Origin of the sequence: Rheinheimera sp. EpRS3, assembly GCF_001513785.1 — a bacterium.
Lineage (GTDB): Bacteria > Pseudomonadota > Gammaproteobacteria > Enterobacterales > Alteromonadaceae > Alishewanella.
The window spans coordinates 877,884-901,619 of record NZ_LNQS01000001.1; the positions used below are offsets into that span (position 1 = coordinate 877,884).

Here is a 23,736-nt window from a genome sequence, read left to right on the forward strand (position 1 = left end):
CGTACAATATTAGCGTCTACACTTTATTAACCTGCAGCCGCAGTACAGGCTTTGCAAACTTAAGGAAACCACCATGAAATTTGCTGTTGGCCGTACCTCACAATCACAACAACCGGTAGCTGCAGCGCCTGGCAGTGCTGCCAGCGCTGCTTTACAGCAAAGTAGCCGGCAACAACAACAGGCCCGCCAGCTGCAGGCGCTAAAACACAGTAAAGCTGCTTTGATTCAGCACAAGCCAGATGAAAGCACGGTAAGCCAGCAAGCTGCGCTGGAAGATGAAGAGCCTATGCAGGGCAAGTTTGAAACAGCGCAAAAGATGGGCCTGGAAGACGAAGAGCTAATGCAAGGCAAGTTTGATGCGACAGTGCAACGGCAGCCGGATGAAGAGGAGCCGTTACAGGGAAAGTTTGAGCCTGGCGCTGTTAATCAGCGTCAGGCAGATGCGGCACCAGCTAATAACACCGGTATGCCGGATCAGTTAAAAAGTGGCATTGAAAGTTTGTCCGGCTACGTGATGGACGATGTAAAAGTGCACTACAACTCGGCTAAACCGGCACAAATGCAGGCACATGCCTATGCGCAGGGCTCCGATATCCATATAGCGCCGGGGCAGGAACAACATCTGCCACACGAAGCCTGGCATGTAGTGCAGCAAAAGCAGGGCCGGGTACAAGCCACCACCCAGCTAAAAGGTGAAGCAATAAATGACGATCCTGGCCTGGAGCATGAAGCTGATGTGATGGGGGCAAAGGCGCTGAACGCTGCTCAGGTAACCACACAATTATCGTCTGCTGTCCACAGTAGGCTGGTGCCAGGTTGTGTAGCACAAAGAGAAGTCGTTGCCGGCACTTTGGTTGTAAATGAGGGAGGCTACCCATGTTTTGCTTACGATGGCAAAAAATATCATATAGATGAAAATGAACCGAAACATGTTACATGTGATACCGACGGGAGAACACATTACTATTTCGAAGGGAGTGGTACCGATATAGTTGGCAATGTCGGTCCGGGGAAAAATAAGAAATCAAAGCAGCAGATAAAATTTAAGTTTGAAGCTCTACCTGCTGGTGTGCAGTCTTTTATTAAAAATAACTACAACGCAATAGTTAATGCTGTTGAAAAAGGTGTTATTGCAGTGTGATAGTCGACTTTAGACAAACTAGCTTAGCTTTTTGCAAAAGCAGTAAACAAATTTTTGTATATGACCTGCCGGAGTCTGGTGCGCTTCATACTCGTGGCCGAGTAGCTGAAATGGCGCGCCAAACTGATATTCTGCAGCGGTACAGGCATGGTGAATGATATAGCCCGGCTGCAACGCCGGGCTTTTTATTGCAATTACTTATTGCTCAGTTTTTTTTCGCCGCTTCGCGCTGACGGCGGCTGGTGATGTTTTCCCGGTTCAGGCCCCAATTGTCGGTATTTACCTCATCGATAATGACAAAGGTGGTGGCCGGGTCTTTACCCAGCACGTCGCTGAGTAAGTCTGTTACACCTTCAATTAACTGCAGTTTCTGCTCTGCTGTTACGCCTTCTTCAGTGACACGGATATTAACGTATGGCATAGCTGTGCTCCTTTAACCATGAATTACCAGACACCGGCCGCGGCGCCGCCGTCAACCGCCATAATAGTACCACTGACATAGGCAGAATCGGTCAGGTACAACACGGCTGCGACAATGTCCTGCACAGTGCCGGTTTTACCGCTGGGTGACAGCTGATTCAAGAACGCTTCAGAGTCAGCAAAGCTGCCATGCAGCGGCGTTTGAATAATGCCGGGCGCAACCGCATTAACGCGGATATTGGCCGGTGCCAGCTCCACCGCCAGATGGCGTGTGGCGGCATTAATACCGCCTTTAATCAGTACCGGCAAGGTAGCAGGCAGTTTGGCGGTAGGCTGCAGCCCGATATTGGCGGTGATACTAACAATATGGCCGCCGCCATGAGCTTGCATATGGGTGACGGCTTGCTGCACCGGGTAGAAAAAGCCCTGCAGGTTGGTCGCAACTAAGGCGTTAAGGTCGGTTTCAGTGTAGTGATTAACCGGCTTGGCGATAAATACACCGGCATTATTAATCAGCACATCGACACCGCCGAAGTGTTTAATCGCCTGGTCGAATAACGCTTTGGCTGTCTCAGGTTTGGCAATATCACCGGCCACGGCCAGAAAGTTGGCCGGGTTACCCAGCCTGGTTGCGGCCTCTGCTAAGCGCTCTGCCGTGCGGGCATTGCCTACCACGTTATCACCACGTTGTAAGTAAGCTTGGGCAATGGCAAAACCAATGCCGCTGGAAGCGCCTGTTACTATAACGGTCTGTTTGCTGTTGCGCATATTTTGCTCCTCGTAGCTGAAATGTTGGCACCGAAAACCGGTCAGCAACGCCACTTTACTTTTAACTTAAGGCGCGATAAATATCGGTATGGTTGAATCACTTGATACATAATGTAACTAATGGTGCGGGCGGAGCGCTCTGATGACACATATATTCGATGATAAACAATACAGTGGTATTGAGCTGTTTTGTCTGGCGGTAGAGGCGGGCAGTTTTACTAAGGCGGCACTTCATGCCGGTATCACACCGGCCGCCGTAAGCCGGTCGATATCCAGGCTGGAAGACCGGCTGGGCGTCAGGCTGTTTGTCCGTACCACCCGGCAAATCCGGCTAACGGATAACGGCCAGCGCTATTATCTGCAATGCCGCGATGCACTGGCGCAGTTGGCAGAAGCTGAGCGCGAAGTCAGCGGTGGGCAGGTCGCGCCAGCTGGGATGTTGCGGCTCAGTGCGCCGACGCCCTATGCGCATTTTCGCTTGCTGCCGTTATTGCCGCAGTTCAGGCTGCTTTATCCCGATGTGCAGTTTCATCTGCATCTGGGTAACCGCAATATTGATTTTGCAGCCGACAATATTGATCTGGCCATTCGGATGCGCGATCCGAAAGACTCCGGCCTGATCGCCCGTAAACTGGAAGATGCCGAACTGGCAACTGTGGCAGCACCGTCGTACTTGCGCCGGGCCGGCACGCCAACCCGGCTGGACGAGTTACAACAACATGACTGTCTGCAATTTGAGTTACCCAGCACCGGTAAAGCCATCAACTGGCCATTTATGCAAAACGGCCGGCAGGTAGAGATAGAAACCCGCGGCAGTTATCACTGCAGTGACGATTTATTGGGCGTGGTAACTTTAGCAAAACAAGGGGGCGGTATTATTCAGACATACCGTTTTATGTTTGAACGCGAGCTGGCGCAAGGCGAATTGGTTGAGTTGCTGTCACAGCACAGTGGCACATCGCGGCCGGTGTATCTGTTATATCCGCATGCCCGGCATGTGCCGCTCAGGCTGCGGGTGTTTATTGATTTCCTGTTGGCACGGCTACAACAGCAATAAGCATCACGTGATGGCGAGTGAGTGTAAGGCCCGTCTGATGTAGCCCGGGCCTTTGTTGACTTAAAGCAGTCGCAGGGTCACAGCAACATTATCGCGGGTGGCTTTAGAGTAGGGGCAAATCTGATGAGCTTTTTCGGTGAGTTGGTTTGCCAGCAGAGGATCTAACCCCGGTAGGCTAATATTGAGCCGTACTTGCAAAAAGAAGGCATTGTTTGTTAAACCCAAATCAATTTCTGCATCAACAGCCGTATCTGCAGGCAGCGTAAGATTAAGCTCCGCTGCAGCTTTGCTCATGGCGCCAATAAAACAGGCAGACCAGCCAGCGGCCAACAACTGCTCCGGATTAGTACCGGGGCCTGCTGAGCCCGGGGCCGACAGTTTAACCGCTAAGCGGCCATCAGAGCTGTGAGACTCGCCATTGCGACCGCCGGTGGTGTGCGTTTTGCCGGTGTAAACAACTTTTTCAATTGCAGTAATCATCATTCTTTCCTTTCAGTGGTGAGTGGCTTGCGCATTAAAAGCGCTGTCGGGTTGTCACAACCCGATAGGAGTTAGTTTTTCATTTCAATGTACTTGCGATATGTCCCGATCAGGCTCTGATGTAATGTTTTGTAGTTGCCAGCCTTACAGATACAGAGTGATACAAATCCACTGCTTCTCCGATACGTTGCGGATACAAGCGTAGGGCTTAATAGCTCTACCCGAACAAGCAGAGTTTGTTCGGCAACACGCCATCTTGGCATCAGCACGCGGACATGCCGCGTTACATATCTGGAGAAACAACATGTCTCGTAATCACTCTTTAAAAACAACTCGTTTAGGATTTATGGCAGTTGCCTTAGTGGGTGCTGTGAATCTGAGCTCCGCTGCTTTTGCAATGGACTCTTTACCTCAAGGTTACCAACTGACGACTTTAGTGAAAGTGGGTGAAGGTAAATGTGGCGAAGGCAAATGTGGTGCAGCAGAAAGCAACACTAAAGTAGCGGCAACGGAAGGAAAGTGCGGCGAAGGTAAATGTGGTGATGCCTCTTTTGCAAGCACCGATACCGATGGTGACGCTCTTGTTTCACGCAAAGAGTTCCTGGCAGTAGCCCCAACCCGCGCCAGCGATTTTAATACCATTGATACCGATAAAGATGGCTTTATCTCTGAACTGGAAGCCTACAACTACCTGAAAACTGTGTATGAGAGCAATGGCAAAGCAGTGCCAAAAGACTTGTTTACCAGCCTGAATCAGACCAACTAATTCAACAGTTGTTCTGCGAACGGCCTCCGCCATGCTTGTGCTGTCGGGGGCTTTTTTATTTGAGGAGAGAACGGATGACTACACGTCCTGCTTTACAAGGTGCTGGCCTTGGTTTACGCCGGGGTTTATTGCCTGAATTACTGACTATGGATACCCATGCGGTTGATTTTCTTGAATGTGCGCCGGAGAACTGGATAGATGTCGGTGGTGCCTATGGCCAGCAGCTGATGAGCCTTGCGGAGCGTTTTCCACTGAGCTGTCATGGCTTGTCTTTGTCCTTAGGGGGGCCTGCGCCACTGGATATGCAGTTACTGCAACGCACCCGTGCTTTTCTTGACCGTTATCAGGTGCCTCTGTTCAGTGAGCATCTGAGCTATTGCTCCGATGAAGGCCATTTATACGATTTACTGCCCTTGCCCTTTACGGACGAAGCCGTTTTGCATGTGGCTGCGCGTATTCGTCAGGTGCAGGAGGTGCTTGGGCGACGTATTGCGGTGGAGAATATCTCTTATTATGGTGCGCCTTTTCAGGCTTTGGCTGAAATTGAGTTCTTAAAGGCGGTGATGAGCGAAGCCGATTGTGACTTGCTACTTGATATCAATAATTTATATGTGAACTCCATCAACCATCGTTATGACGCATCGGCTTATCTGGCGGCGCTTCCGGCTGAACGGGTGGTGTATATGCATGTGGCGGGTCACTATGACGAAGCAGCTGATTTGAAGATAGACACTCATGGTGCGCCTGTAAAAAACGATGTCTGGAGTTTACTGCGTCAGGCTTATCAGCGCTTTGGGGCTGTGCCGTCGTTGCTGGAACGGGACTTTAACTTTCCGCCCTTGTCAGAGCTATTGGGCGAGGTATCACAGATACGTCAGTTGCAACAGCAGGGAGTCCGCCATGAATAAGACCTTAGAGCAGCAATTACTTTGTCTGGCGCATTATGTGCGCGACCCTGCAGGTTCTGCCGCCCCGCCAGGGATGGAGCCACGGCGTCTGGCGGTTTACCGCCGCTTGTTTTATGGCAACATCGAAGCCATGCTGGCCTCAGGCTTTCCGGTGCTGTGTGCCAGCCTTGGCTCTGCCGACTGGCATCGGCTGGTGCAGGATTTTTATGCCCATTACTGCAGTCAAACGCCTTTATTCACCGAACTTGCCTCTGAGTTTGCGCTCTATCTGGAGCCGGGTGTGACTGAACAAGGTGTCGCTGAGCGTTTAAAACTACCGCTGTGGCTGGCCGAGCTTGCGCATTATGAGCAGGTCGAGACGGTGTTGCTGCTTAGCAATGCTCAGCACTCTGCAGTTAATCCAGAGACTGAACTGCTGGATACTGTGCTTGTGCTCTCTGAATTGGCCTGGCCTTTAGCGTACCAGTGGCCGGTCTGTGATATTGGTCTTGGTTATTTGTCAGAGCCGCCTTTGCCAGAGCCAACTTTGCTGCTGGCACAGCGCAAAGCGGACCATAAAGTTCACTTCTCCCGCTTGGCTCCTCTGGCTTATACTCTGCTGATATCTGTGCAGCAACAGCAGTGGACAGGGCGACAGCATCTGGCCGCACTGGCAGATAGCATGGGGGTCGCACTGGAAGCGGTTTTACCTGCAGGCAAAGCGCTGCTGGAACAGCTGCATCAGCAGGCAGTTATTTCGGGCTAGACACTGAAGCATAAAAAAGGGCTGAAGATAATTTCAGCCCTTTTGCGACCTGCAGTACAGCAATTAATTGAGTATCAACTGCGCTTACGCAGCAGGGCATCCACACTTAACCGGCCTGAGCCTTTGAGCAGCAGGAAAAATAACCCGACCATATAAATCAACGGTAATTTGTAGTTGCCATAGCCTTTATTGCTGATGGAGTAGCCCATAGCCAGCTCTGACAAGCTGGACCACTCCGCCGGCCAGTGCACGGCAGCGGTCGCGACTATAGTCAGTACGATAAGTACGAGGCTTGCCAGACGGGTACCAAAGCCAAGCAGTATCAAAACCGGTGCTATTAACTCCGCCCACATCGACAACTGCCAGTTCAGGTTGACCGGCAACAGATTAAACGGCAGAGGAAAGTTTGACTGGATTTGAGCAAACCAGTTCTCGCCATTCCATTTCTCAAGACCTGCATCAAAAAACTCCCAGACCAGAAACAGGCGTAGTGGAATATCGGCCAGCCACAGCCCCACTGAATTCAGCGAAGCAGATAAAGTTTTTGTCAGGGAATTCACAGAATAAATCATCACACAGCTCCAATTTTTGCTGATTTACGGGCACGTACTGCTACTTTTGCCGTGAGCTTTAACACAATGGCCGACACCATGATGCTGAACGCAATCAGGTACCACGGGTGCAGCGGAATACGTTTATAAAACGAGTAACAAAACAGAGCGGCGATAACCCAGCTACCGGTTGAGTGCAGCAGTTTCCAGGCGCTGAAACCCAATAGCCGGACCATCACAGGGAAAGAGGTCACGGCAAGCAACAAAATAAACAGATAGCCGACAGAGCCGGGAATATTGGCGGCAGCGGTGCGGCCATTCCAGAAGGTTTCAGGAAACATATTGGCATAAATCAGGATCAGAATGCCGTGCACCAGATGAGAAAACGCGAAAGACAAGCCGAGAAACCGCCGTTCCCGGAGTAACGCTTTGGTGCGGCCGGTTGGCACCAGCGTTGCCAGCGAAGAGGCTAAAAATGTTAGTAAAAACAGTGCAAAGGAGGTTCGGGCGGTGACACGAATAGCGCTGCGTAATGCCTCCACTAACTCGCTATGCCACAGCATGGTACTGGTCGCAAACAACAGCACAGTTAAAGACAGCAGCGAAAATAACGTCCAGCCACGCAGGCCGGCCCCGGAGTTGGGATAAGTCATGGACAGGATCCTTCAGGTTAAGCGCGGCCGGCGGGATGCAGCAGCTGCTTCACTGTCCATTTTGTCTGTCGGCTGTATCCTCAGTGTGTCTGTGATCCGGTCTTTTGTATCTTTGTGTATCTGCGTTTTTGTATCACCTGTTGTGAGGCAACACTAAATTTGCGCACAGCCCGCCTTCTGCACGGTTGTATAAGGTCAGACGACCGCCAAGTGCCTGGCTGAGTTGCTGCGCTATCGCCAGCCCCAAACCGGTGCCGCCGGTATCACGGTTACGTGAACTTTCGACGCGGTAAAAAGGTTGCAGCACCTGTTCCAGTTCAGCTTCTGGTATACCAGGTCCGTTATCCAGCACCTGCAGCTGGATGCCGGACGCGGTGCTTTGCACCGTTAATTCGGCACTGCCGCCAAATTTCAGCGCGTTATCTGTCAGATTGGTCAGAATACGGCGTAGCGCATGGGGTCTGGTGTTGATCACTGCTGCTGTGCTGCCATTGAGGCTGACGGCCTGGCCGCTGTCCTGATAATCACAAACTAAACTGTCGAGAAACGCATCAAGGTCAATCCGGCATGCCGGTTCAGCCGTTGTATCTATACTGCGGGCGTAGGCTACACCTTCTCTGACCAGATGTTGCATTTCACTTAAATCACTCCACAACTTGTCTTTTTCCTCCGGGTTATCCATTTGCTCTACCCGCAATTTCATCCGCGTGATAGGCGTTTGCAGATCATGAGAAATAGCGGCTAATAACTGCATCCGTTCTTTCAGATAAGTGCCGATACGGCCTTGCAGCGTATTAAAAGCCCTGGCGGCATACACCACCTCACTGGGACCTTTTTCATCCAGTTCCGGACCTGGCGCATCGGGGGCCAGTTGATCAACAGCCTGTGCCAGACGGGTTAGCGGCCGAATGGCCATATGCACAGCCAGCCAGATGCAACCCAATAACACCAGCAGTTGCAGAATCAGCACCACAGGCAACCACTGTGCTACAGGTATGGCCCCGGGAGTGACATCCAACGTTAATAACTTGCCGTCACTTAATGTCATATGCACCTGAAAGTGGGGCCGTGATCCAGGCATCGTCTGAAATACAGGTTCGAATCGATTGGCAACGGTTTGAGCAATAGTCAGAGCTGCCATAGGGGGCTGTTGCATATCCATAGGCTCGCCGGTGATGGGCTGATCCAGCAAATAGCGATAGTTTCCTCTTTCCACTAAAGGTAACCAGTTCGCTCTTTCTTCTGCCGGTAATCTGTCAAGCAGTGCCACTGCAGTACTGACATCTGTCGACAAATTATTCAGCATCACGTTACGGCCGGTTTGGTAGCGCTCGTAAAATTGCGAGCTGAACGACAAACCATACGCCAGCACCAAACCAACAAGTAAAATTAATGACAGACGGGCGGCCAGACTCTGCGGCATAAGTAATCGCATGGCGATCAATCTGTTTCAAGCAGTTGCAACGGTAAGGTAAAAACATAACCTTCGTTACGCACTGTTTTTATACAAGCTGCTTCCCGGGCATCGTCACGCAAACGCTGACGTAAGCGGCTGACCAGTAGATCGATGGAACGGTCAAAAATGTCAGCTTCACGCCCTTGAGTCAGGTTCAGTAATTGCTCACGGCTGAGCACCCGCTGCGGATGATCGAGAAACACCCGCAATAACCGGTACTCTGCGCCGCTTAACGAAACGATAGTGTTTGCTGTATCAAGCAGATGCCTGGCACTCGTATCCAGCCGCCAATTGCCAAAGCCAATTAACCGGCTGCTTTCGGTGATTTGCAGGTTTGGCGGCAACATGCGGGTGCGCCGCAGTACCGCATTGATCCGTGCCAGCAGCTCACGGGCCGAAAAGGGTTTGGTCAGATAGTCATCGGCACCCATTTCCAACCCGACGATGCGATCGGTTTCGTCGCTGCGGGCGGTCAGCAGCAATACCGGAATGGCTTTATGTTTGCTGCTGCGCAATTCACGGCAAAGCCGTAAGCCATCATCACCCGGCATCATAATGTCCAGTACGATAAAATCCACAGTATTGGCGTCGAGAAAAGCGCGCATTTGCCGGCCATCGGCTGCCAGGCTGACCCGCATGCCGTTTTTTGTCAGGTAGCTGCCTACCAATTCACGGATTTCTCTATCGTCATCGACGACCAAAATATGTTCCATATGCTGCATGACGGGCCTTGTTTGCTGAGCTGCACTGAGTTTATCTGAACAATCCCTGGTACTCAAACAGTAGCTGCCGGTTTGGTATTGCGGCCAATTTCCGCTTAGCGGCAGCCAGCGCTGTATGCTGTTTTCAGTGAATTATCTGCTCAATTTTCGCCTGCAGGCGGGGTCCGATTAGCAAAATGGCTGGTATTACAATCAGATATGCCATGCCCCACGACTTGAGCCAGGTTAATACAAAGCCCTGCACAAACCCCAGGTTCAGGGCAATCAGCACAAACGAGATAATGCCGGTAGTGACTACCCCCATTGACAGGGCAAAGGCTATTTTACGTTTCAGTTGCATGTTCATTATGCTCTCCGCCAGTTCAATTGCTGTTGCAGCCAGATAATTATCTGGTCAGGTTATAGCGTGCAGCAGGCCGGTTGCCGGATAACTTACCGGCCAGCGATTTGCGCTGCGCTTCCAGCACCTGCCATTGGCTGAGATCCTGCAGGGATGGGATAGAGATCAGTTCGCCACGGTCAAAGTCCAGTAATGCTGCGCTAACCAGATCCGTTGCCGACATGACAATGTCCGGGTCCAGATGTGCCAGCGGCAGGCCGCCATTTTCCCAGAACTCCGTTGCTGTGGCTCCTGGCAGTACTGCCTGGATACGCAGCCCTTTATCAGCCAATTCATGATGCAGTGATTGGCTAAACGCCGTTACAAAGGCTTTGCTGGCACCGTAAACACCATTGAGGATCTCCGGCGCTATGCTGACAATTGACGATATATTGATAATGCTGCCGTGGCCGCGGGCGACAAAACCGGGTACGGCGGCGTAAGTCAATCTGGTCAGGGCGCTGATATTAAGCGTAATCATCTTGCTCATTTGCGTAATATCACTATCCAGCAGGGTGGTATGGGTACCGGTGCCGGCATTATTTACCAGCAAGGTAATGCCACTGTCGTCGCGCAGCCGGGCTTCGACATCAGCCAGTCCGGCATCTGACGTTAAGTCGGCTGCGATTAAATCAACCCGTTGCCCGCTGTTGCTACGAATACGCTGTGCCACATCGTGCAGCCGCTGTGTGTTGCGTGCCACGAGAATTAAATCGTAACCGCGTTGTGCCAGTTGTTCGGCATACACCGCGCCAATGCCACCTGATGCGCCGGTGATTAGCGCCGTACCTTTATTTACTTGCGTCATTTTTTATCTCCTGCTGAGTAAGTCGTTACATAATGCGCCAATTTGACGGTGTCTCAAATGACATATATAGTCATATTTTGTGACATTGAGGCTGAAGCAATGCATCGTATTGGTTATCTGGTGACAGAAGGTTTTCAGTTGCTGACGTTGGGCACGCAAACGGTATTTGAATACGCTAACCGGGTGAGCGGAGCAGACTTCTACACTTTGGGTTTATTCTCCGCATCAGGTGGTCTGGTGTCATCTTCGCTGGGTTTCGCTGTTGCCACTCAGCAGCTGTCGTCGGCTGTTGCCACCGACAGCTGGATTGTAGCCGGCATTAATAATCCGTTGCTAACGGCAGAGGATCCGGCAATTACCACCTTTCTCAGATACGAAGCATCAAAAGCCAGACGTATCGTCGGGCTGTGTACCGGCGGTTTTGTGCTGGCACAGGCCGGTTTGCTTGATGGCCGGCGCGTTACCACGCACTGGGCCTATACCCGGCAGTTGCAGGCTAACTACCCCGGCGTGCAGGTAGAGCAGGATCGTATTTTTGTTGTTGACGGGCCAATCTGGACATCCGCCGGTATGACAGCCGGGTTTGATCTGGCGCTGGGAATTGTCGAGCAGGATCTGGGCGCTGAAGTCGCGCGCTCAGTAGCGCATAAACTGGTAATGCATCAGCGCCGTGCGGGCGGCCAGTCACAGCATTCGGAAATGTTGGAACTGGCACCAAAGTCGGATCGCATTCAAAATGCGCTGAGTTATGCCCGGCAGCATCTGCATAAAGCGCTTAGCGTAGAAGAGCTGGCCGAAGTAGCGCATCTTAGCCCCCGTCAGTTTAGCCGGGTGTTCAGCGCTGAAACCGGGCAATCGCCAGCCAAAGCCATAGAACAATTAAGGCTGGAAGCTGCGCGGTTGATGATTGAGCAAAGCCGGCATTCGCTGGACGTTATTGCGCGGGAAAGCGGCTTTCGGGACCGGCGTCATCTGCGCGAAGTTTTTATCCGGGGTTTTGGTATACCGCCGCAGGCTGTGCGACGAATGGCACGCAATGGGTAAAGTTACTTTGTCTTTAATTTATCTGCCGCGCTGTGTGCTATCTCTTTTGCTACCCCGCTCACCGTTTCATCCTCGTACTGTAATGCTGATGAGCTACACTTAGTTAACAGTAATCAGTATGAGGTATGTTATGACCACTCCCAACCCCTACGCCGACAAACTTACGGTAGATAAACAGCAGTACCGTATTTTCAGTCTGAATAAGGCCGCGACCCAGTTTGGTGATATCAGCCGTTTACCGTTTTCACTTAAGGTTTTGCTGGAGAATCTGTTACGTAACCTTGATGGTGATACCGTAACCGATGCTGATATTCAGGCATTGGTCGACTGGCAAAAAACCGGCACTTCTGAGCGCGAAATTGCTTTTCGCCCGGCCCGGGTGTTAATGCAGGATTTTACCGGCGTGCCGGCGGTGGTCGATTTAGCTGCTATGCGTGCCGCAGTAGCTGCGCTGGGTGAAGACCCGGACAAAGTAAACCCGTTATCGCCGGTGGATTTGGTGATTGACCACTCAGTAATGGTAGACCGCTACGCTACAGAGCAAGCCTTTACGCAAAATGTCGATATTGAAATGCAGCGCAATTACGAGCGCTATGCGTTTTTACGTTGGGGCGCTAAAGCTTTTGCCAATTTTCGTGTAGTGCCGCCGGGTACCGGTATTTGCCATCAGGTGAACCTGGAATATCTGGGCCAGACAGTTTGGGCAGAGCAAACTGCTGACGGCCAGTTAGCTTACCCTGATACACTGGTGGGCACCGATTCTCACACCACTATGATTAATGCGCTGGGTATTCTGGGCTGGGGTGTTGGCGGTATTGAAGCTGAAGCCGCCATGCTGGGCCAGCCCGTGTCGATGATTATCCCCGAGGTTATCGGTTTTGAATTTACCGGTAAGTTAAACGCTGGTATCACAGCAACCGATTTGGTGCTTACCGTTACGCAAATGCTGCGTAAGCACGGTGTGGTGGGGAAATTTGTCGAGTTTTTCGGTGATGGGCTGGATCAGTTAGCACTGGCTGATCGTGCCACTATTGCCAATATGGCACCGGAATATGGTGCTACCTGCGGCTTTTTCCCTGTTGATCAGGTAACGCTGGATTATTTGCAGCTTACCGGCCGTGACGAAGCCGTTATTGCCAGAGTTAAAGCCTACAGCCAGGAACAGGGCTTGTGGCGGCAAAAAGGGGTTACGCCAGTATTTACCGATACGCTGCATCTGGATTTAAATACGGTTGTGGCATCACTGGCCGGCCCGAAAAGACCACAGGATAAAGTGACACTAAGCGGGCTTAAACAACACTGTGATGATGCGCTGACACTTGAGCCAAAAGTAAGCAAAGAGCGTGATGCTGAAATGGTAAATGAGGGGGCGGCACAGACAGATGCAAAACAACCGGATCGCAGCTTTGAGCTTGATGGCCACCGGATACAGCTGGACAACCATGCCGTGGTTATTGCAGCAATTACCTCTTGTACCAACACATCAAACCCCAGTGTGCTAATGGCTGCAGGCTTACTGGCCCAAAATGCGGTTGCTAAAGGGCTTACGCGTAAACCTTGGGTAAAAACGTCACTGGCGCCAGGCTCTAAAGTGGTTACCCGCTATCTGCAGCAGGCCGGCTTAATGCAACCGCTTGAGCAACTGGGTTTTAATCTGGTGGGGTATGGTTGTACTACCTGTATCGGTAACTCCGGCCCGCTGGCAAAACCGATAGAAAATGCCATTAGCAGTGCAGATTTAAATGTTTCGGCGGTATTGTCAGGCAATCGTAATTTTGAAGGTCGTATACATCCGTTAATTAAATCAAACTGGCTGGCTTCACCGCCATTGGTGGTAGCGTTTGCTCTGGCCGGCACCATCAATATTGATTTAAGTACTCAGCCGCTGGGGCAGGGTAAAGATGGTAAAGACGTATACTTAAAAGATATCTGGCCCGACAGTAAAGACGTTGCTGCTGCGGTAGCGCAGGTAAACAGCGGCATGTTCAGTAAAGAATATGCCCAGGTGTTTGATGGTGACGAAAGCTGGCGCGCTATTGATGTATCGCAGGCAAAAACTTATACCTGGCCGGAGTCGACCTATATTCGCCAGCCGGACTTTTTTCGTGGTATGACGCGCCAGCCAAAACCAATAGCCGATATTGTTAATGCCCGTTTGTTGGCTGTGCTGGGGGATTCGGTGACGACCGATCATATTTCACCGGCTGGTTCAATCAAGCAAAGTAGCCCTGCCGGCCAGTATTTGCTTGACCATGATATTGATAAAGCCGACTTTAACTCTTACGGTTCGCGCCGGGGTAACCACGAGGTGATGGTGCGTGGCACCTTTGCCAATGTGCGTATTCGTAACGAAATGGTGCCGGGCACTGAAGGTGGTGTAACTAAGCATTATCCGTCTGGTGAAACCCTGCCAATTTTCGATGCCGCCATGCGTTATCAGCAGCAGGAGCTGCCATTGATCGTGGTGGCCGGCAAAGAGTACGGCACCGGTTCATCACGTGACTGGGCTGCAAAAGGCACGCTGATGCTGGGGGTGCGGGCGGTTTTGGCAGAATCGTTTGAACGTATTCACCGTTCTAACTTAATTGGTATGGGCGTGCTGCCGTTGCAGTTTCCATCCGGGGCAGATCGTAAAACCCTGAAACTAACCGGGGAAGAAAGCTTTACGCTGCGCGGCTTAAATAGCCTGAAACCACGGCAAAAGCTGCAGCTGATTATTACTTACGCTGATGGTGCCAAGCAGGAGTTGGACGTTATTTGCCGCATTGATACCGGCAACGAGCTGGCCTATTACCAGCATGGTGGTATTTTGCATTACGTGCTGCGCAGGATGATAGGCGAGGCGTAAAAACGGTAACAGTTGCAAGCGCCTGTCACGAATAGCAGGCGCTTTTTACTGTACTACAGCTCAGATGAGGGCGGTAACTGGCCCGATTTAATATGTAAGTCGCGCTGGGGGTAAGGTATGGTAATGCCTTCCTGCTGAAAGGCACGCCATATTGCCACATTGACATCAGACTTTACTGTGTCGGCACCGTATTCCGGATCGGCTATCCACACCCGTAGTTCCAGTTCAATGCCATTGTCGGCAAAGTTCTTTAACATTACTGTTGGCTCTGGCGTATCCAGCACCCGTTTTGATTTTTTGGCACACAGTAACATCAGCGCCATGGCTTGTTCCGGATCGTCCTCGTAGCTTATCTGCACGACAATTTTTACCCGTACATTACGGTCTTCATAACTCCAGTTAATTACCTCTGATGTGATCAGGTTTTCATTTGGGATCAGCGTATCGACACCTTCACGGTTACGCACCACTACATAGCGGGCTTTAAGTTCGTGTACCCAGCCAAAGTTTTGGCCGACTGAAATAACATCACCGGGTTTAATGCTGCGATCCAGCACCAGAATAAAGCCGCTGATAAAATTTGAGGCGATACGTTGTAAGCCAAAACCTAACCCCACGCCCAGTGCGCCACCAAACACTGCCAGCGAGCTGAGGTTAATACCCACAGCATTTAGCGCAATTAAAAACGCGATGGTAATAAGCAGAAATTTACTGAACTTGCTAAAACCCACCTGCATACTGGGGCTGATATGCTGGGCTTTTTTCATTTGCTGGTTTAACAGTTCAGCCAGCCATAGCGCCAGAGTAAACGCCAGAATAATCACCAGCGTTAGTTTTACCGCACTTAATAATGAAAACCGGCTTTCGCCCAGCGTAAAAGCCAGTGAATCCATAACGTTCAGCACCGGCGTTAGCCAGCCTGCCAAATGCAGCACCACTACTAACCAGATAATTACCGCAACAGCCGGTTCGACAGATTTCATCAAAGGGCCGGATGAAAACGCTTTACGCAGGATATAGATCAGCAGGCGGATCATGCCCAACGCCAGTGCAATGGGAATAAACAGCTGTATAAGATTGTTCTTTAGCTGATAAAGGCTGAAGAGTTCACTACTTATTGCCAGCAATGCCGCCAGGCTAAAAGGCAGTAAAATGCGGTGAGAGCTGCGCATAGCTACATGGCGTAAACCTTCGCCACCACTGTCAATCAGGAACCTGCCCACCAGACGATTAATAATAGCTGCCAGCATAATACAGCAGGCTATTGCAGTTAACTGGTACCACAGTTCTGCTTGCTGCAGCTGAATCACAACATGTTGCCACCATACTAAAAGCTTTTCGGTCATATAAGTTATTCAGCTAAGTAAGTTGTTGTTTTACCTTAGCAGAAAAGCACGTTGCCGCCCATTACTCTGTAAGGTTTGCTTGCACAATACTAAACAGTTGCATTTTTCTGCAGTTGCGCTAAATTGATATCAAAATAATATCAATTTAAGAGGGCTGGCTATGTTGCAGGAACGCATGATTAACAGTAAGGGCGGTTTTGGCATGATTGGGGTCTTGCTATTGGCGCAGTTACTGACATTAGCAGGGGTAGTGGTGTTGCCGGGGGCTGTAAAAGTTGTGGCTTTATTGCTGGCAATAGTGGTGTTTATCTGTTGGTTTGGTTTTTATATGGTGCACCCGAACCAGTCGGCGGTGCTGCAGTTGTTTGGCCGTTATGTTGGTACCGATCTTAATAATGGCTTGCGCTGGTCTAACCCTTTGTACAGTAAACAAAAGGTATCGTTACGGGTGCGTAACTTTGAAAGCAGCAAAATGAAGGTAAACGATAATGCCGGTAACCCGGTGGAAATTGCTGCTGTAGTAGTATGGAAAGTAGTAGACAGCGCTGAAGCGGTATTTGAAGTGGATAATTACGAGAACTTTGTCAGTATTCAAAGCGAGTCGGCTATCCGCCATTTAGCCTCCAGTTATGCTTATGATGCCGGCAACGATGAGGCTATCAGCCTGCGCAGCAGCACTGACGACATAACAGAGCTGCTTAAAAGCGAAATTCAGGCCCGGCTAAATAAAGCCGGTGTGCAGGTGCTGGAAGCCCGAATTAGCCATTTAGCCTATGCACCGGAAATTGCCAGCGCCATGTTACAGCGCCAGCAGGCAGCAGCAATAGTGGCTGCACGTCAGCAAATTGTTGAAGGCGCCGTGGGCATGGTAGAAACAGCACTGGAAAGGTTGTCTGCGCGTAACGTAGTACAACTGGATGATGAGCGCAAAGCCGCAATGGTCAGTAATTTACTGGTGGTATTGTGTGGAGATCATCATGTGCAGCCGGTAATTAATACCGGCAGCCTGTATCAATAGGGGTTGTTGTGGCTAAAAAAGCCTTTGCCTTACGTATTGACGAAAAAATGCTCAGCGCTTTGCAGCGCTGGGCAGATGATGAGTTTCGTAGTGTTAATGGCCAGATTGAGTTTTTACTTAACGATGCGCTGAAAAAAGCCGGCCGGTTAAAACCTGCAAAAGATCAGCCTGAAGATGATTAATGCAATAACCAGAACACTACCGGTAAGCTAACCAAGCCCAGCAGTATACCAATACCGATAATGCCGCTAACCAGGCGCGGCGCCAGCCCCGCCATAATGGCAATAGCACCGGCGGAGATCATCGGTGGCATTGCCGCCTGAAAAATACTGACATCCACTGCAGTGCCGCGTTGGCCAACACTAAACCACAGCGCAGCCACTAGCGCAGGCATCAGCGCCAGTTTAATCAGCAACGCACAAATAAGCGGGGATATTTCGCTTTTACTAAACTTGATAGTCAGGGCAAAGCCTACCGCCACCATCACCACTGGCACCAGAGTTGCCGCTAAATTATCAATTAACTGTGTGGCAAAAGGCGGATATTCAGTACCGCGCAGCAGTAAACCCAGTGCCAGAGCCACAAAAGACGGAAAGGTAATAATTTTAACAATGATGCCTTTAACAGTAGGTTTGGCTGCGGTTGGGCTGTACAACGCAGCAATAACCGTGACATAACTTGCCAGCGCAATAAATGACCCCAACTGATCGTACACCACGGCATAAGGCATAGCGTCGCTGCCAAATAACGCTTCCGTCATTGGAAAGCCTAAAAACGAGGTATTGCCCAGCGGTAGCACGATTAACAAGGCGCCGGTCACCTCACGTGGCCAGTGCAATAGTTTACTGAGCAGTAATACTGTTGCTACTACCGCCAGCAGCAACAGCCAGGGTGTAACGGCCGGAATAAGCAATTCAGCAGAAAATTGTAACTGCGGTACGTTTTTCAGGATCAGCGCAGGCAGTGCGACATAAAGCACATACATATTCAGCGCAATACCGCTGTTTTGTGGCATGGCAGGTAAACGGCGCAACATAACGCCGATGCACAGATAAGCCAGGATAAGCAGAAAGTTGTCCATTAAATCTCACTTGGGTTATAGCTGGCGGCAAGCGCCAGTTTTGCACTTCTGGGTAGTTGTTTAAGTTGATACTCTGCCTTGGCTGCAGCGCTTTTATCAGCAACAGGCTGCTGATATACCAGCGTCAACGGCCCTTTACCGCGTAGCGCTTTAGCACCGCCAGCCAGCTCGCCACTGTGCTGGCGCAAGCGACGCTGCGGATCAGTGCTGATACCGGTGTAAAGCAAGCCATTGCTGGTTTGCACCATATACAAATACCAGTTGTTCACTGCGCTAACTCCGCCGGGGACTGTTCTGTTATAATACGCGCTTTATGCTGCGCGGCGTGTTGTATTAACACAGTAACGGGCGCTGGTAATGCTTGGCAAAACAGGAATTTTAATGTCATTTCAATCTCTCGCGTTGGCCGCGCCTATTTTACGCGTGCTGACAGAGCAAGGCTATGCTGCTGCTACGCCGGTGCAATTGCAAAGTATACCGGTGATTCTGGCCGGTAAAGATGTGCTGGCTGGTGCGCAGACAGGTACAGGTAAAACCGCGGCTTTCACTTTACCGTTGCTGCAGCAAATGCTCAATGCGCCTAAGGTCGTAGCACCAAACCAGGTGCGGGTGTTGGTGTTAACGCCAACCCGTGAACTGGCGCAGCAAGTGTATGACAATGTACGTAAATATAGCCAGTACCTGAACACACGCTCAGCGGTGTTTTATGGCGGCGTGTCTATTCGGCCGCAGTATGATGAGGCAGAGCAGGGGCTGGATATCCTGGTTGCCACCCCAGGCCGCCTTATTGATCATCTGCATCAGAAAACGCTTGATTTATCTGCGCTGGAAGTACTGGTGCTGGACGAAGCCGACCGCATGCTGGACATGGGCTTTATTGTTGATATCAAACGCATTATGGCCAAGCTACCGGCCAAACGGCAAACGCTGCTGTTCTCTGCTACCTATTCCAATGAGATAAAACAGCTGGCCGATGAGCTGTTAAACGCTCCGCAACTGATTGAAGTAGCTGCAACCAACGCCACAGCTGATCGGGTAGAGCAGCTGGCGTATTTAGTTGACCGGCACCGTAAGCGCGAGCTGTTATCGCATGTAATTGGTAAAAATAACTGGCCGCAGGTGCTGGTGTTTGTCCGTACCAAGCATGGCGCTGACCGCCTGGCTAAGCAACTGGCAAAAGACGGTTTAAAAAGCGCAGCCATTCATGGCGATAAAAGCCAGGGCGCCCGCACCAAAGCCCTGGCCGATTTTAAAGCCGGAGCAGTACGGATTCTGGTTGCCACTGATATCGCCGCCCGTGGTCTGGATATTAACGAACTACCCTATGTAGTGAATTACGATTTGCCGCAAGTGTCGGAAGACTATGTGCACCGTATCGGCCGCACCGGCCGTGCCGGTAACAGTGGTGTGGCGTTAACATTAATCACACCGGAAGAAATTAAAGCGCTGCAAGAGATAGAGCGGCTTATTCAGCAGGTGATTACGGCTAAAATATTGCCGGGCTACGAGCACGACCCTACCTATGTGTCGCCAGAGCATGCACAGGCTCGCCACGGTGACGGGCCGAAAAAGCCAGCAAAGAAAGGTATGCTTAAAGCCAAGCTACGCGCTAAGGCGCTGGGTAAAGCATAAAGGCGCAAAGCATAAAACGAAGCAGACCATAGTGTCTGCTTTTTTAGGCGTATATTTGTCTCTATGTGGACATATTTATATTAATAGTCTATATTAATACCAATTTAGCCAGATACGAGGGTATTATGCAGGCGGTCCAGCTAGACAGACAAAGCCAGCGGCAAGCTGCTGCTATAGGGCTTAAAGCGGTATTTACTATTCTGGATAAATGGCAATGCTCACCAGAGCAGGTCCAACGTATCTTACAGATCTCCAAAGCGGCGTATTACAAATACCGTAACGACCCTTACTGCGCCAGCTTAACGCAGGACCAAATCGAGCGCATAAGCTACCTGCTGAATATTCACAGCAGCTTACGGTTGTTGTTTGATAACCCGCAAAACCTGTATGGTTTTATGGCGTTGCCCAATCATAACCCGTATTTTAACGGCAAGAGCCCGCTGGATGTGATCAGCAGTGGCCAGTTTGCTGCATTGTACGAAACATTTAAACATATCGATGCCTTGCGTGGTGGCATGTGGTAGTAAAGGTGAGTGTGGGGCAGGATAATTTATCTCAGGTTAAATTGCATCAGCAGCAAAGCTACCGGCTGATTAATTCAAAATACCCGCCGCAGTCGGTGTTTGACGACGTAGCCGACGTCGATGAGTTTGACGCCTTATTTGCACTGCAGGCATTAACCAATCCCAGGTTAAAGGCGCAGGCAGGTAACCTAAGTTTGCTGCCACGCGCTGAGATCCCGTTTGGCATTGCTGGTTGCTCTTATGCGGTAGCGCCTTTTACTCATGTAAACCCGGCAGGCAGCCGTTTTTCTGATGGTCGTTTTGGTGTGTTATATCTGGCCGATAGTGTGCAAACAGCTATTAGCGAAGTGGCTTATCATCAGGGCCGTTACTGGGCCAAAGTATCCGGGCTGGCCTATGAGCGTTTTGTGTTTCGGGCCTTAAGTTGTCAGTTTGCTGATGTTAGCCTGGCAGATTTAACTGCTTTGTCGCCAGAGCATGCTGTTTATGCGAAAGAGGATTACAGTGCGGCCCGTGCGCTTGGGATCCATTTGCGCGAGCAGGGCAGTGCCGGTGTGCAGTATTACTCTGTGCGCAACAGCGGTGCTGTTTGTTGGGGCTTATTTAGCCCACAGTATGTCAGGCAAATTGTCCAGTGCGGCCATTATGAGATGATCTGGCAAAACGGCAGTATCAGCGCTGTTAATCAGATAGTCAGTTGCGCATAGCCATCCTGCTTCAGTTTTAGCTAATCTAGCTGCGATACAGCGTTTTAATCAGGTGAAAACCAAACTGGGTTTTTACCGGCCCCTGTACTTCTAATAGCGGGCCTTTAAATACAACATCATCAAAGGCTTTTACCATCTGACCTTTACGAAACTCACCTAAATCGCCGCCTTTTTTACCCGACGGACACAGCGAATGCTGCTTGGCCAGCTTGCCAAAATCAGCGCCTTTGGCCAGTTGCTGTTTGAGTTTTTCCGCTTCTTCACGGGTTTTTACCAGTATATGTAAAGCGCAGGCTTTGGACATTCATGAATCCTCAATAGAGTTGGCTATACGTAGATTGGAACCCCGTTTCGGTCGTCACAGAGTGTCTGAGTGAGTGTGTTAACACTCGCGAGTTGCTGTGACGAGCCGGGGCGGGTGTTGCAATCGGAGCTTGCTCGCTCAATGAACCAGCTCAGCGATACCGCAGCTACTACGTAGATCTTTTCTTCGACACGCCGTGAACCCATCCCTGGGGGCTCGTCTCACGCCGTCCAGGCGTTCAACGGTCGAAGAAAAGACTACTTCGCATCTGCTATTCACGTCAGCAGAGTACTTTAATTAGCGAGGCTGTTGCTGGGTTATACAGTGAATATTACCGCCGCCAAGCAAGATCTCACGGCCTGGCACTGTTACCACTTTATGCTGCGGATACAGGCTTTGCAGGATCTCTGCGGCTACTTTATCGTTCGGGTCATCAAAAGTTGGCAATATTAAACCGCCGTTACACAAATAAAAGTTAATGTAAGAGCCGGCCAAACGGGCATTCGCTTCGCGTGGAATGGCGCTCATGGTGGCATCTACGGTGGCGTACTCTTCCGCTTTGGCGATAATAGGCGCCGGTACCGGCAGCTTATGCACCTTTATTTTACGGCCTTTCGCATCGGTGGCTGCTTCTAAGTAATCCAAAGCCGCTTTGCTGCGGGCATACTGCGGATCGGTTGTATCGTCAGTCCACGCCAGTACTACTTCGCCTGGCTTAACAAAACAGGCCATATTATCAATGTGGCCATCGGTTTCGTCGTTAAAGATACCGTCTTCTAACCACAGCACTTTGTCGATGCCCAAATAATCGCGCATCTGCTGTTCAATCTGCTCACGGCTTAAATGCGGGTTACGGTTGCTGTTTAGTAAGCACTCTTCGGTAGTTAGCAGTGTGCCTTCGCCATCAACATGAATAGCACCGCCTTCGAGCACAAAGCCTTCAGTGCGGTAGCGCGGTAGCTGTTCTATGCCCAACACTTTGCTGGCAACCTGATCATCTTTATCCCATGGGAAATACAAACCACCGTTTAAACCGCCCCAGGCATTAAAGGTCCAGTCGATACCACGCACTTCACCCTGTGCGTTAATAACAAAAGTAGGGCCGGTGTCACGACACCAGGCGTCGTTGTTGGAAATCTCTACCACCCGGATAGGGAATTTCGTGCCAGCGTCAGACAGTTGTACTAATGCATTAGCATATTGATTAGCTGATACGCCTACCGTTACCGGCTCAAAGCCGGCAATAGCTTTTATTACCGCAACAAAGGCATGTTGTGCCGGCTTGGCGCCTAAACGCCAGCTGTCGGTACGCTCGGGCCACACCATCCAGGTTTGTTTATGCGCTGCCCATTCGGCTGGCATGCTAAAACCATCGGCGCGTGGTGTACTGTTCAGGGTTGTAGAGGCCACTTAGTTACCACCTTGTTTAACAGGTTGTTTGGTTTCGCCATCTTTAGTCATAACAGCACCGTAGATATCGATACGACGGTCACGGAAAATACCCCAGGCACGGCGGGTAGCGGCAACAGCGTCTAAATCAAAGCTGTGCACCAGCACGGCTTCGTCGGTTTCATTGGCTTCCTGCACCTTGGCACCGGTTTCATCAGCAATGAAGGAGCTGCCGTAGAAGGTAATATGGTAATCGCCTTCGGTCTCGGTACCGATACGGTTAGAGGCAATTAACGGCATTAAGTTAGCAGCGGCGTGGCCTTGCTGGGTGCGTTGCCAGTGATCGCGTGAGCTGATGGTCGGATCATGCGGCTCGCTGCCGATAGCGGTTGGGTAGAATAGCAGCTCGGCGCCCATTAATGCCATGCTACGCGCGCACTCAGGAAACCATTGATCCCAACATATGCCGACACCAATTTTAGCGTATTTGGTGGCAAACACTTTAAAGCCGGTGTCGCCTGGCGTGAAATAGTACTTCTCGCTGTAACCAGGGCCATCCGGAATATGGCTTTTACGATAAGTACCCAGGTTCTCGCCGTCGGCATCGATAATTACTACGCTGTTGTACAGGCAGTTGCCGGCGCGCTCGTAAATGCTGATTGGCAGCACTACGTTCAGCTCTTTGGCAATCTTAGTAAAGTGCGCCACGGCTTTGTTCTCTGCCACTGTGGTGGCAAAGGCTAAATAATCCGGTTTTTGTTTCTGGCAGAAATAATTGCGCTCAAACAGCTCCTGCAGCAGGATGATCTGTGCGCCTTTGGCTGCAGCATCGCGTACTAAACGCTCGCCACGGGCAATGTTTTCATCCACATTCCAGCCGCCAATCATTTGGGTTGCAGCAACGGTTACTTTACGCATCAGTTATCTCCGGCAGAGGGTAAAACCAACAGGCTAGCATCCCTTCAGATACTTGCCAAACAGGGCGCGAA

27 protein-coding genes are annotated in these 23,736 nt (G+C 50.8%); 12 read left to right on the forward strand and 15 right to left on the reverse strand.

The window, feature by feature from the left end; translation table 11 throughout:
- Nucleotides 1-73 precede the first annotated feature (73 nt).
- Nucleotides 74-1,141, forward strand: a complete 1,068-nt coding sequence (locus AR688_RS19825) for an eCIS core domain-containing protein (protein WP_082694665.1) — start codon at nt 74-76, stop codon at nt 1,139-1,141.
- 205 nt (nt 1,142-1,346) lie between these two features.
- Here AR688_RS19825 and AR688_RS03750 read toward each other — a convergent pair whose 3' ends face one another.
- Both AR688_RS03750 and AR688_RS03755 read right to left on the reverse strand, forming a co-directional pair.
- Nucleotides 1,347-1,562 carry a 2-hydroxymuconate tautomerase family protein gene (locus AR688_RS03750; RefSeq protein WP_068229302.1) on the reverse strand — a complete coding sequence of 72 codons (216 nt, stop codon included), beginning with the start codon at nt 1,560-1,562 and terminating at the stop codon, nt 1,347-1,349.
- A 23-nt stretch (nt 1,563-1,585) separates the two neighbouring features.
- Nucleotides 1,586-2,329: an SDR family NAD(P)-dependent oxidoreductase gene (locus tag AR688_RS03755; RefSeq protein WP_068229305.1), complete on the reverse strand. Its 744-nt coding sequence runs from the start codon at nt 2,327-2,329 to the stop codon at nt 1,586-1,588.
- A gap of 142 nt (nt 2,330-2,471) precedes the next feature.
- Here AR688_RS03755 and AR688_RS03760 point away from each other — a divergent pair, with 142 nt between their 5' ends.
- Nucleotides 2,472-3,386, forward strand: a complete 915-nt coding sequence (locus AR688_RS03760) for a LysR family transcriptional regulator (RefSeq protein WP_068229307.1) — start codon at nt 2,472-2,474, stop codon at nt 3,384-3,386.
- A 60-nt stretch (nt 3,387-3,446) separates the two neighbouring features.
- Here the strand turns inward: AR688_RS03760 and AR688_RS03765 are convergent, their stop codons facing one another.
- On the reverse strand, nt 3,447-3,869 hold the full coding sequence (locus tag AR688_RS03765) for an organic hydroperoxide resistance protein (RefSeq protein ID WP_231731919.1): 423 nt from the start codon (nt 3,867-3,869) through the stop codon (nt 3,447-3,449).
- A gap of 394 nt (nt 3,870-4,263) precedes the next feature.
- Between AR688_RS03765 and AR688_RS03770 the strand changes: the two genes are divergently transcribed.
- From AR688_RS03770 to AR688_RS03780, 3 genes are all read left to right on the forward strand, one after another.
- Nucleotides 4,264-4,632, forward strand: coding sequence for an HvfA family oxazolone/thioamide-modified RiPP metallophore (locus tag AR688_RS03770; protein WP_197412097.1), 369 nt, complete (start codon nt 4,264-4,266; stop codon nt 4,630-4,632).
- A 74-nt stretch (nt 4,633-4,706) separates the two neighbouring features.
- Complete coding sequence (locus tag AR688_RS03775; RefSeq protein ID WP_068229315.1) at nt 4,707-5,540, forward strand: HvfB family MNIO-type RiPP peptide maturase; 834 nt, start codon at nt 4,707-4,709, stop codon at nt 5,538-5,540.
- A complete protein-coding gene (locus AR688_RS03780; protein WP_068229319.1) occupies nt 5,533-6,285 on the forward strand; it encodes an HvfC family RiPP maturation protein in 753 nt (250 codons plus the stop codon). Before AR688_RS03775 ends, AR688_RS03780 begins: the two co-directional genes overlap by 8 nt.
- A gap of 74 nt (nt 6,286-6,359) precedes the next feature.
- Here AR688_RS03780 and AR688_RS03785 read toward each other — a convergent pair whose 3' ends face one another.
- The 6 genes from AR688_RS03785 to AR688_RS03810 form a co-directional block, all read right to left on the reverse strand.
- Entirely contained in the window at nt 6,360-6,845 is a 486-nt protein-coding gene (locus AR688_RS03785; protein ID WP_068231146.1) for an HvfX family Cu-binding RiPP maturation protein, read from the reverse strand.
- Nucleotides 6,846-6,856: 11 nt separating this feature from the next.
- Nucleotides 6,857-7,489 carry a ferric reductase-like transmembrane domain-containing protein gene (locus AR688_RS03790; protein WP_068229322.1) on the reverse strand — a complete coding sequence of 211 codons (633 nt, stop codon included), beginning with the start codon at nt 7,487-7,489 and terminating at the stop codon, nt 6,857-6,859.
- Between the two features lie 133 nt (nt 7,490-7,622).
- On the reverse strand, nt 7,623-8,924 hold the full coding sequence (locus AR688_RS03795) for an ATP-binding protein (protein ID WP_068229325.1): 1,302 nt from the start codon (nt 8,922-8,924) through the stop codon (nt 7,623-7,625).
- A gap of 5 nt (nt 8,925-8,929) precedes the next feature.
- Nucleotides 8,930-9,667 carry a response regulator gene (locus AR688_RS03800; RefSeq protein WP_068229331.1) on the reverse strand — a complete coding sequence of 246 codons (738 nt, stop codon included), beginning with the start codon at nt 9,665-9,667 and terminating at the stop codon, nt 8,930-8,932.
- 124 nt (nt 9,668-9,791) lie between these two features.
- Entirely contained in the window at nt 9,792-10,013 is a 222-nt protein-coding gene (locus AR688_RS03805; RefSeq protein ID WP_068229334.1) for a DUF2798 domain-containing protein, read from the reverse strand.
- Between the two features lie 40 nt (nt 10,014-10,053).
- Complete coding sequence (locus AR688_RS03810) at nt 10,054-10,854, reverse strand: SDR family NAD(P)-dependent oxidoreductase (protein WP_068229338.1); 801 nt, start codon at nt 10,852-10,854, stop codon at nt 10,054-10,056.
- A 57-nt stretch (nt 10,855-10,911) separates the two neighbouring features.
- On the opposite strand from AR688_RS03810, the gene AR688_RS03815 reads away from it, so the two are divergent.
- Together AR688_RS03815 and acnA are read left to right on the forward strand one after the other, a co-directional pair.
- The gene (locus AR688_RS03815) at nt 10,912-11,898 is read left to right on the forward strand and encodes a GlxA family transcriptional regulator (RefSeq protein WP_197412099.1); all 987 of its coding nucleotides are present in this window, start codon (nt 10,912-10,914) and stop codon (nt 11,896-11,898) included.
- A gap of 130 nt (nt 11,899-12,028) precedes the next feature.
- The gene (gene acnA / locus AR688_RS03820; RefSeq protein WP_068229349.1) at nt 12,029-14,746 is read left to right on the forward strand and encodes an aconitate hydratase AcnA; all 2,718 of its coding nucleotides are present in this window, start codon (nt 12,029-12,031) and stop codon (nt 14,744-14,746) included.
- A 53-nt stretch (nt 14,747-14,799) separates the two neighbouring features.
- Here the strand turns inward: acnA and AR688_RS03825 are convergent, their stop codons facing one another.
- Nucleotides 14,800-16,092, reverse strand: a complete 1,293-nt coding sequence (locus AR688_RS03825) for a mechanosensitive ion channel family protein (RefSeq protein ID WP_068229351.1) — start codon at nt 16,090-16,092, stop codon at nt 14,800-14,802.
- 175 nt (nt 16,093-16,267) lie between these two features.
- Here AR688_RS03825 and AR688_RS03830 point away from each other — a divergent pair, with 175 nt between their 5' ends.
- Together AR688_RS03830 and AR688_RS19830 are read left to right on the forward strand one after the other, a co-directional pair.
- Nucleotides 16,268-17,110 (forward strand): SPFH domain-containing protein, encoded by an 843-nt coding sequence (locus AR688_RS03830; protein WP_231731921.1) that lies wholly within the window; start codon nt 16,268-16,270, stop codon nt 17,108-17,110.
- An 8-nt stretch (nt 17,111-17,118) separates the two neighbouring features.
- On the forward strand, nt 17,119-17,292 hold the full coding sequence (locus AR688_RS19830; RefSeq protein ID WP_082694666.1) for an Arc family DNA-binding protein: 174 nt from the start codon (nt 17,119-17,121) through the stop codon (nt 17,290-17,292).
- Here AR688_RS19830 and AR688_RS03835 read toward each other — a convergent pair.
- Both AR688_RS03835 and AR688_RS03840 read right to left on the reverse strand, forming a co-directional pair.
- Nucleotides 17,289-18,191 (reverse strand): AEC family transporter, encoded by a 903-nt coding sequence (locus tag AR688_RS03835; protein ID WP_068229365.1) that lies wholly within the window; start codon nt 18,189-18,191, stop codon nt 17,289-17,291. The genes AR688_RS19830 and AR688_RS03835 overlap by 4 nt on opposite strands.
- Nucleotides 18,191-18,460 (reverse strand): GIY-YIG nuclease family protein, encoded by a 270-nt coding sequence (locus AR688_RS03840; protein ID WP_068229368.1) that lies wholly within the window; start codon nt 18,458-18,460, stop codon nt 18,191-18,193. Before AR688_RS03840 ends, AR688_RS03835 begins: the two co-directional genes overlap by 1 nt.
- Nucleotides 18,461-18,572: 112 nt before the next feature.
- On the opposite strand from AR688_RS03840, the gene AR688_RS03845 reads away from it, so the two are divergent.
- The 3 genes from AR688_RS03845 (at nt 18,573) to AR688_RS03855 (ending at nt 21,054) form a co-directional block, all read left to right on the forward strand.
- Complete coding sequence (locus AR688_RS03845; protein WP_068229371.1) at nt 18,573-19,823, forward strand: DEAD/DEAH box helicase; 1,251 nt, start codon at nt 18,573-18,575, stop codon at nt 19,821-19,823.
- 125 nt (nt 19,824-19,948) lie between these two features.
- Entirely contained in the window at nt 19,949-20,347 is a 399-nt protein-coding gene (locus AR688_RS03850; protein WP_068231149.1) for an antitoxin Xre-like helix-turn-helix domain-containing protein, read from the forward strand.
- A 5-nt stretch (nt 20,348-20,352) separates the two neighbouring features.
- Complete coding sequence (locus AR688_RS03855) at nt 20,353-21,054, forward strand: RES family NAD+ phosphorylase (RefSeq protein ID WP_231731923.1); 702 nt, start codon at nt 20,353-20,355, stop codon at nt 21,052-21,054.
- Nucleotides 21,055-21,079: 25 nt separating this feature from the next.
- Here AR688_RS03855 and ppiC read toward each other — a convergent pair whose 3' ends face one another.
- The 3 genes from ppiC to aguB form a co-directional block, all read right to left on the reverse strand.
- Nucleotides 21,080-21,358: a peptidylprolyl isomerase PpiC gene (gene ppiC, locus AR688_RS03860; protein WP_068229378.1), complete on the reverse strand. Its 279-nt coding sequence runs from the start codon at nt 21,356-21,358 to the stop codon at nt 21,080-21,082.
- A gap of 297 nt (nt 21,359-21,655) precedes the next feature.
- Nucleotides 21,656-22,768: an agmatine deiminase gene (gene aguA, locus AR688_RS03865; RefSeq protein ID WP_082694668.1), complete on the reverse strand. Its 1,113-nt coding sequence runs from the start codon at nt 22,766-22,768 to the stop codon at nt 21,656-21,658.
- A complete protein-coding gene (aguB, locus tag AR688_RS03870; RefSeq protein ID WP_068229387.1) occupies nt 22,769-23,665 on the reverse strand; it encodes an N-carbamoylputrescine amidase in 897 nt (298 codons plus the stop codon). It lies immediately after the preceding gene.
- Between the last annotated feature and the right edge of the window lie 71 nt (nt 23,666-23,736).

Excerpts from the sequence above, each read along its gene's own strand:
- AR688_RS03765 (WP_231731919.1), bottom strand. The coding sequence starts at position 3,869 with ATGATGATTACTGCAATTGAAAAAGTTGTTTACACCGGCAAAACGCAC.
- AR688_RS03750 (WP_068229302.1), bottom strand. The coding sequence starts at position 1,562 with ATGCCATACGTTAATATCCGTGTCACTGAAGAAGGCGTAACAGCAGAG.
- AR688_RS03815 (WP_197412099.1), top strand. The coding sequence starts at position 10,912 with ATGACATATATAGTCATATTTTGTGACATTGAGGCTGAAGCAATGCAT.
- aguB (WP_068229387.1), bottom strand. The coding sequence starts at position 23,665 with ATGCGTAAAGTAACCGTTGCTGCAACCCAAATGATTGGCGGCTGGAAT.
- AR688_RS03790 (WP_068229322.1), bottom strand. The coding sequence starts at position 7,489 with ATGACTTATCCCAACTCCGGGGCCGGCCTGCGTGGCTGGACGTTATTT.
- AR688_RS03755 (WP_068229305.1), bottom strand. The coding sequence starts at position 2,329 with ATGCGCAACAGCAAACAGACCGTTATAGTAACAGGCGCTTCCAGCGGC.
- AR688_RS03770 (WP_197412097.1), top strand. The coding sequence starts at position 4,264 with ATGGACTCTTTACCTCAAGGTTACCAACTGACGACTTTAGTGAAAGTG.
- AR688_RS19825 (WP_082694665.1), top strand. The coding sequence starts at position 74 with ATGAAATTTGCTGTTGGCCGTACCTCACAATCACAACAACCGGTAGCT.
- acnA (WP_068229349.1), top strand. The coding sequence starts at position 12,029 with ATGACCACTCCCAACCCCTACGCCGACAAACTTACGGTAGATAAACAG.
- AR688_RS03810 (WP_068229338.1), bottom strand. The coding sequence starts at position 10,854 with ATGACGCAAGTAAATAAAGGTACGGCGCTAATCACCGGCGCATCAGGT.
- AR688_RS03830 (WP_231731921.1), top strand. The coding sequence starts at position 16,268 with ATGATTAACAGTAAGGGCGGTTTTGGCATGATTGGGGTCTTGCTATTG.
- AR688_RS03845 (WP_068229371.1), top strand. The coding sequence starts at position 18,573 with ATGTCATTTCAATCTCTCGCGTTGGCCGCGCCTATTTTACGCGTGCTG.
- AR688_RS03825 (WP_068229351.1), bottom strand. The coding sequence starts at position 16,092 with ATGACCGAAAAGCTTTTAGTATGGTGGCAACATGTTGTGATTCAGCTG.
- AR688_RS03760 (WP_068229307.1), top strand. The coding sequence starts at position 2,472 with ATGACACATATATTCGATGATAAACAATACAGTGGTATTGAGCTGTTT.
- AR688_RS03835 (WP_068229365.1), bottom strand. The coding sequence starts at position 18,191 with ATGGACAACTTTCTGCTTATCCTGGCTTATCTGTGCATCGGCGTTATG.
- AR688_RS03780 (WP_068229319.1), top strand. The coding sequence starts at position 5,533 with ATGAATAAGACCTTAGAGCAGCAATTACTTTGTCTGGCGCATTATGTG.
- AR688_RS03775 (WP_068229315.1), top strand. The coding sequence starts at position 4,707 with ATGACTACACGTCCTGCTTTACAAGGTGCTGGCCTTGGTTTACGCCGG.
- AR688_RS03800 (WP_068229331.1), bottom strand. The coding sequence starts at position 9,667 with ATGCAGCATATGGAACATATTTTGGTCGTCGATGACGATAGAGAAATC.
- AR688_RS03805 (WP_068229334.1), bottom strand. The coding sequence starts at position 10,013 with ATGAACATGCAACTGAAACGTAAAATAGCCTTTGCCCTGTCAATGGGG.
- ppiC (WP_068229378.1), bottom strand. The coding sequence starts at position 21,358 with ATGTCCAAAGCCTGCGCTTTACATATACTGGTAAAAACCCGTGAAGAA.
- AR688_RS03850 (WP_068231149.1), top strand. The coding sequence starts at position 19,949 with ATGCAGGCGGTCCAGCTAGACAGACAAAGCCAGCGGCAAGCTGCTGCT.
- AR688_RS03795 (WP_068229325.1), bottom strand. The coding sequence starts at position 8,924 with ATGCGATTACTTATGCCGCAGAGTCTGGCCGCCCGTCTGTCATTAATT.